Origin of the sequence: Mesorhizobium sp. M0598 (genome assembly GCF_040320865.1) — a bacterium.
GTDB lineage: Bacteria > Pseudomonadota > Alphaproteobacteria > Rhizobiales > Rhizobiaceae > Mesorhizobium.
This window is the reverse complement of record NZ_JAMYQL010000073.1, coordinates 1-6,895: the sequence shown is the minus strand read 5'-3', so window position 1 is coordinate 6,895 and position 6,895 is coordinate 1. Positions and strand designations below refer to the sequence as shown.

Annotated in this window: 4 protein-coding genes and 3 pseudogenes; 5 read left to right on the top strand and 2 right to left on the bottom strand. The window is 58.7% G+C overall.

The genetic code is table 11. From position 1 onward, the window contains the following. The 5 genes and pseudogenes from NKI59_RS34360 to NKI59_RS34340 form a co-directional block, all read left to right on the top strand. A pseudogene (locus NKI59_RS34360) lies at nt 1-162 on the top strand (IS3 family transposase); the annotation flags it as partial. Nucleotides 163-294: 132 nt separating this feature from the next. Further along, nucleotides 295-802, top strand: a pseudogene (locus NKI59_RS34355) (transposase); the annotation flags it as partial. Nucleotides 803-968: 166 nt separating this feature from the next. Then, nucleotides 969-2,192: an ATP-grasp domain-containing protein gene (locus NKI59_RS34350; RefSeq protein ID WP_352708976.1), complete on the top strand. Its 1,224-nt coding sequence runs from the start codon at nt 969-971 to the stop codon at nt 2,190-2,192. Nucleotides 2,193-2,400: 208 nt separating this feature from the next. Next, nucleotides 2,401-3,207 (top strand): glutamate 5-kinase, encoded by an 807-nt coding sequence (proB, locus tag NKI59_RS34345; RefSeq protein WP_352708974.1) that lies wholly within the window; start codon nt 2,401-2,403, stop codon nt 3,205-3,207. A gap of 221 nt (nt 3,208-3,428) precedes the next feature. After that, entirely contained in the window at nt 3,429-4,082 is a 654-nt protein-coding gene (locus tag NKI59_RS34340; RefSeq protein WP_352708973.1) for a GntR family transcriptional regulator, read from the top strand. A 498-nt stretch (nt 4,083-4,580) separates the two neighbouring features. Here the strand turns inward: NKI59_RS34340 and tnpC are convergent. Together tnpC and tnpB are read right to left on the bottom strand one after the other, a co-directional pair. Further along, nucleotides 4,581-6,111: pseudogene (tnpC, locus tag NKI59_RS34330) on the bottom strand (IS66 family transposase). A gap of 48 nt (nt 6,112-6,159) precedes the next feature. Beyond that, nucleotides 6,160-6,516 (bottom strand): IS66 family insertion sequence element accessory protein TnpB, encoded by a 357-nt coding sequence (gene tnpB, locus NKI59_RS34325; protein WP_263791208.1) that lies wholly within the window; start codon nt 6,514-6,516, stop codon nt 6,160-6,162. Nucleotides 6,517-6,895 lie beyond the last annotated feature (379 nt).

Below are 6,895 nucleotides of genomic sequence, written 5' to 3'. Positions count from 1 at the left end.
CCACATTCGGCGCTCGGATACATCACGCCTGCGGCTTATGCCGCCAATCTCACCGCAACGGACGATCGGCTGCGCAACCCCGACCAGCTCCGCCGATCACCCGTTGCTCAACCCGCGCCATACGGCGTAAAACCCGCCGAGGCTCTAACTGCAGCCGGATGAAAATTCAGTGGCAGGTCACTGGTGGTGCGCGCGCGAGCGCGCCGTTGGTGGCAAGTGAGCGGCGTGTCGTGAATATCGGCACTTTCCGTCGGGTTTGGTTGTTGAAGCCGACCCATTTCGGAAGGAGAGAACGAGAAGGCACTGACCGCCGTTTCGAGGAAGCTTACGTGCAAGGCATCTCGACATATTCGGTTGACGACCTGGTCAATGGTCAAGGCCAAGGGGGATGAGTGGCATCTCCAAGAGCCAGGTCTGTCGGCTGCACGAGGAGATCGACGCCTTCCTCGAGCGGTCGAGAGGGCTATTGGGCCCATACTTGATGCTCGACGCCACCTACCTGAAGGGCCGCCGCGGCTGGCGGATCGGCGGATCGTCTCGGTCGCCGTCATCCTCGCCCGTCGGCGTCAATGCGGACGGCCGGCGCGAGGCCGAGCCGAACTGGACGGAGTTCATCGCAAGGTGACACCTCGCGGCCTGCGCGGCATCAAACCCAGGAAGGCATAAGGGCAGTCGTTAGCAAAGTGCAGTGCGCGACATGGCATAGGAGCGGGTCCACTTCACGAGGAAGGTACCGGCCCATGCCGGCAAGAGCGGCCGCAGGGTTGTGTCAGCCAACACTGCCATCGTTTTCGCCCAGGATCCAGCACGCCGTATTAACCGCTGTTTACAATAAATTCACACAACTTCACGACCGCAAATCGCCGACGATGATATTTTCGCGACAGGTCTGAGACTAGGCGCGTCAAAAGCCTGACGTCGACTCCGTTTGGACTGAGGCACGGCATACAACTCGGGAGCAAGAGCTAATGGCCAAAAGAGTGCTTATCCTGGTTGAAGGCTCAAGGACAGGTCGGTTGTACATCCAGGCGGCCCAGCGTCTTGGCCTACATCCGATTACCCTGTCGGCTGATCCAGCTCAGTACGACTATATTGCGGCGGAAGGGGCTGAGGCGATCCGTATCGATACAGACGATCTCGATGCCTTGATCGGCGAATGTTCCCGGCTGGGTACGACCAATGACATTGCCGGAATTACGTGTGCCAAGGAGTCGGTCTATGCGACAGTCGGCAAGCTCTGCCGGTATTTCGATCTGCCGGGACCAAACCCTACATCGATTGAACAATGTTGCGACAAATTCACCCAACGTCAGCTCCTCGCGGAGGCCGGCGTTCCAATACCGTTTTATCGCTTGGCAACGAATGCGGTGGACATAGAAAGCTGTGCCGCTGAAATTGGGCTCCCGGTAATTCTTAAGCCAGCAGTAGGCGTCGGTAGCACCGGTGTCCGATTATGCCGCAACGTCGATGAGTTGGCCGAACACACGACCTATCTGTTGGGCGGGAAGCACAGTTGGCAATCTTCGCCGCGAATACTGGTCGAAGAATTCGCACAGGGCCCATACTATAGCACCGAGATAATGGGAGATGAGGTCATCGGGATTTGCGCCGGTGAGTTCGGCCCCGAACCGTATTTCGTGTTTCGTGAATTCACACTACCGGCCTTACTGAATGATGAAGAGCAAGAGCGGATAGTCGATGCCTCGCTGAGCTGTTTGCGCGCTCTCGGCCTTGGTTGGGGGCCAACCTGCATAGAATTCCGGTGGACGAGGCGTGGCCCGGTCGTCATTGAAGTTAATCCGCGTCTTGGTGGCGCGCCCGGTCCTCAACTGGTTCAGCTGACTTACGGGCTCGATCTCGTCACCGAGCACATCAAGCTTGTCATCGGCGAGGAATGGAGCCTGCGTAAAAGGCATTCGCAGGTTGCGGCTGCGCGAATCCTGGTTCCTGATCGCGATGGCACCCTCGATTGGATCGACGGCGACAATCGGGCAACTGCTGTACCAGGCGTCGCCGAGGTTGAATTCTATATTGGACCCAATACGCCGATCGTCAGGAAAGGCGATCACCGGGACTGGATCGGACATCTTATCGCCGCCTCACCTAGCCGCGCTCTAACCGAAGCGACACTTCAGCGTGCCGTTGATCTAATCGATTGGTCGATCGCACCATTTCCGACCCCTGGCGAATAGAAATCATCAGCGGCCCTCAACTTTCCGCACCAGGGGCAGCGCGGCGTCAGATTGGTAGGTAATCGCCGCCCGCACTTGATGCAATTGAGAGCGAGAGAGACGCAAGTCGACGAGATGCCGAACTTTGTTCCTGACCGCTCGCGCAACTGAACGCTGTAGAATGCAAGAAGAGATTAGAGAGAAATGTCTTGTGACGAGGAGGGATCAATTGCTTTCGGCTCGCCGGTTGATCGTGAAGATTGGCTCCGCAGTCGTTGCCGATATAGAGACCGGAGAGGTGCGCGGTCCTTGGCTTGAAACGTTGATAAAGGATGTCGCACGACTTTTCGCACGCGGCCAACAGGTGATCATCGTCACCTCCGGTGCTGTCGCACTTGGATCACCTCACTTCAGGCAGTTGGATAGATCTTTGCGAATTGAGGAGAAGCAAGCAGCCGCTGCGATTGGTCAGGTTAGACTGATGCTTGCTTATGAACAGAGTTTGAAGCGCCATGGATTTGGCCTAGGGCAGGTGTTATTGACCAGCGCAGATCTAGACAGCCAGGGGTGCCGCCTCAATGCGCGGTCAGCGTTTCAACAAGTTCTCAAAGTTGGCGCTGTACCCGTCATCAACGAGAACGACGCGACCGCAACGGCCGAGATCTGTCTTGGCGACAATGATCGGCTGGCGGCACGGGTCGCGCAAATTGCGAAGGCCGACATTCTCATTCTGCTCTCCGATGTAGATGGCCTCTTCACCGAAGATCCACACGACAACCCGTTGGCTCGTATCATCCCAGAGGTGCGGTGCATTACCCCGGAGATAGAAACCATGGCCGGCCTTTCCCCCGGGCGCTATGGTTCGGGGGGCATGGTGACAAAGTTGATGGCAGCAAGGATAGCCATGGACGCGGGCTGCAACGTGGTCATTGCGAAAGGAAACAAATCTTACCCGCTCGCCGCCATCGAGAACGGTGCGCCATCAACATGGTTTATTCCGCTCGCAAAGGAGACAGCAGCACACGGAGGCCGTTGAAGAGATCCCCCGTTTGAATTGCTCGGGCGATCATCGTTGGGAGAGCGCCTGCAATGCTGAGAGGCAAGCCAGCTCCAGCAGTGACTACCGCCTTGGTGGTAATGGCCCAGTGGAGGTCGGCCCCCCCTTGATACAACATGGAGTCAGGTCACCACTTATTTACAATTCAAACGATGTGATACCCATTCGAACCAAAAGCATCCACGAAGAGGGACTGAGAGTTGGCAGATTCCATCAAGCCGAAAGCAAAAATTCCAATCAGACGACAAAGTGTACCTGAAATGCTCGTTGAGGCATTGCGAGAGCGCATTCTTAGCGGTGAAATCCGGGAAGGCGACTCCCTCGTGCAGGAGACTATCGCAGAAGATTATGAGGTGAGCCGAGTGCCAGTTCGCGAGGCGCTCCGAGAATTGGAGGCGCAAGGACTGGTCTCCTTCAGAACGCATAAAGGCGCCGTCGCCATTTCAGCGAAGCGCGAGACAGTTATCGAACTGCTAGACCTCCGGATTCTATTAGAGTGCGATATTCTATCACATGCATTGTCACGTTATAAGAAATCAGACCTATCGGCCGCAGAGGAGACTCTCGATGAACTTGAGACGACCAGTCACGACAATCCTAAACGCGGAGAGATGAATTGGAAGTTCCATAGATGCCTATACATTCCTTCTAACCGTTCAGAAACATTGTCGATTGTTGAAAAAACGCACCTACGCTCCAGCCACCTCGTTCGAGTACCCCTTGTAGCATCTGGTCGGATTCATGCTGCTGACAAGGAGCATCGCGAGCTTCTAAGCCTGTGCGCTGAGTGCAATTCCGCCGCAGTAGACTATCTTCGTGGTCATATATATAGTGTTATCAAGTCGTTGGACTAAGCAACAACTCCTAAGAATAGGTTCTGACCATTAATGCTTCCCAGGCAGGCAATACCTATGACTTTGGACAATTTCTGGATGCCGTTCACGGCTAATACAAAGAGTCATGGGATTTGACCGATATGGGCTTACTCCTACATTCCGATTGAAGTGATGGTGGGCCGTGAGCAGTTGGAGCAGTTTCCACCAAACCTCGCATGGGGCGTTGATGATAGCCTCATAGCTGTCGAAGACACGGTTGGAGAGCCAGTTCTGGCGCAGGTATTGCCAGACGGTCTCGACCGGGTTCAACTCCGCGCCCGCGACGGCAGCAAGATCGGCGTGATGTTGTGATGTTGTCAGGTACCCTGAGGTTTGCGGTGGTGTTCCAGATCTAAGCATGGCTCGGTAAGGCGTGCGCTGGCGAACGGCCTGCCGTCGCGGACATTTTCCACGAGGTAGAGACAGCAGTGGCCGCCTGCGACTCTCGCAACGACAGGAGTGGAGTAACCGCTGTTCTCAGGCCACGGCCTTGAGCGGCATAGGTCTGTAGGCCCAAGGCAGCAGATCGTCGATCTGGCTTTGTGGATGGCCGGCGACGATCCGGGCGATCACGTCAGCGAGGTAGGTGTGAGGCTCGACGCCGTTGAGCTTGCATGTCTCGATCAGCGAAGCGATCGTTGCCCAATGCTCGGCGCCGCCGTCGGAGCCGGCGAAGAGCGCATTCTTGCGGTTCAGCGCAATGGGACGGATGGCGCGCTCGACGACGTTGGAGTCGATCTCGATCGTACCGTTGTCGAGGAATCTTGTCAGACCTTGCCAGCGCGAGAGCGCGTAGCGGATGGCTTCCGCCAGCTTGGTCTTCTGGCTGATAAGGGTGAGTTGCTGCCTAAGCCACGGCTCAAGGGCATTGATTACGGGACGGCTTCTCTCCTGCCGGACGGCGCGGCGTTCGTCGGCGGAACGACCGCGGATATCGCTCTCAACGTGGTAGAGTTGGGCGATGCGGGCGAGCGCCTCCGTCGCGATCGGCGCGGGGCCGGACTGCGCGAGCTCATAGAAGCGGCGACGCACGTGCGACCAGCAAAAGGCCAAGCTCACGGCGTTGCGTTCGGCCAGCGCCTTGTAACCCGCGTATCCGTCGACCTGCAGGGTTCCGACAAAGCCCTGAAGATGCCGGATCGGCTGTTCGGCCTTGCGGTCCGGAGCGTAGAGATAGGCGACGCCGGGGTAGGTCCATTCCGCCCCAAGGTCGGTCGTCTCGGGCATAGGCGAACAACTGCCCCGTTTTGGTCCGCCCCCGGCCCGGATCAAGCACAGGCGCAGTGGTCTCGTCCGCGAAGAGCTTGTCTGAAGCCTTCAGCCGCTCGAACAGCCGCTCATGCACAGGGCGAAGCAGGAAAGCTGCCTTGCCCACCCAGTCGGCGAGTGTCGAACGGTCGAGATTGACGCCCTGGCGGGCGTAGATCTGGGCCTGACGATATAGGGGAAGGTGGTCGGCATACTTCGACACCAGAACATGAGCCACCGTGGCCTCTGTAGGAATGCCGCCTTCGACGAGACGTGCCGGCGCTGGCGCCTGCACGACCACCTCTTCGCAGGCCCGACACGCATACTTCGGTCGACGGGTGACAATCACCCGGAACTGGGCGGGCACGATGTCGAGACGCTCGGAGACGTCCTCGCCCATAACATGCAGCTGGCCTTGGCAGCACGGGCAGATCTTGTCGGCGATGTCGATTACCTGCTCGACGCGCGACAGATGGGCGGGCAACGAGCCGCGGTTGGCGCGACGCTTACGAGCCCTGGCATCACGCTTTGAGGGGTCCGCGGCTTCCGCGCTGGCGAAGCCCTCCGCCTCTACCTGCTCGGCTTCCTCCAGGCCCAGAAGAAGCTGGTCCTCGGGCAGGCTCTCCGCCCTTCGCCCGAAGCGATGGCGCTGCAACTCCTTGATGATTTGGCGGAGCCTCTCATTCTCCGCACGCGCGGCCAGAAGCATCGCCTGAAGCGCATGAGGATCGTCGGGTAGGGCAGCGGCCGCGTCAGTCACGAAGCGGATTCAAGCATGGATTCCAGTGATTTGGCAATAATCCGATGGTCAGCTCGCCGTCGTTGGAACACGCATCTCGCGCGTTTCGTGCACCCGCCGCCAGTCGAGGCCTTCCAGGAGTGCCTGCAACTGTGCCGCCGTCAGTCGCACGACACCATCGGTAATGCCCGGCCAGCAGAACTTGCCATCCTCCAGCCGCTTGGCGAACAAGCATACGCCCGTGCCGTCGAAGTAGACGAGCTTGATCCGGTCGGCCCGCTTGGCCCGGAACACGTAGACCGCGCCCGAGAATGGATCCGCGCCCATCGCCTCGCGCACGAGCGCTGCCAGACCTTCCGCTCCCTTGCGGAAGTCGACCGGCTTCGTCGCCACCATGACCTTGACCGCTCCCGTTGGCCCGATCACGACGTTGCCCTCAGCGCACGGATCACCGCTGCAACCGTCTTCGAATCCGCCCCACGACCCACCCGCATTGCGATGCCGTCGATCTCGAGCTCGATCACACCAGCGTCTCGAGCCGGCTCCCGCTTTCTTGGCGGTGGCCGATGCTTCGCCGCAGGCTTCGGAGGCGCTGCCGTCACCACCGCCGGCACGAACATGGATTCCAATATTGCTGCCTCCCCCCTCGGCCGGCGAGCAGCCCGACGCCAAGTGAACAATTGCTGCGGGGAAAGCCCATACCGTAAGCGCCAAGCTGACCCCATCTGGCGCGGCTTGAGGTGATGAGCGAGACATACTGACACTGAAGCAAGGAGCCGAGGAGCTTGCAGTGTCAATTTCTATG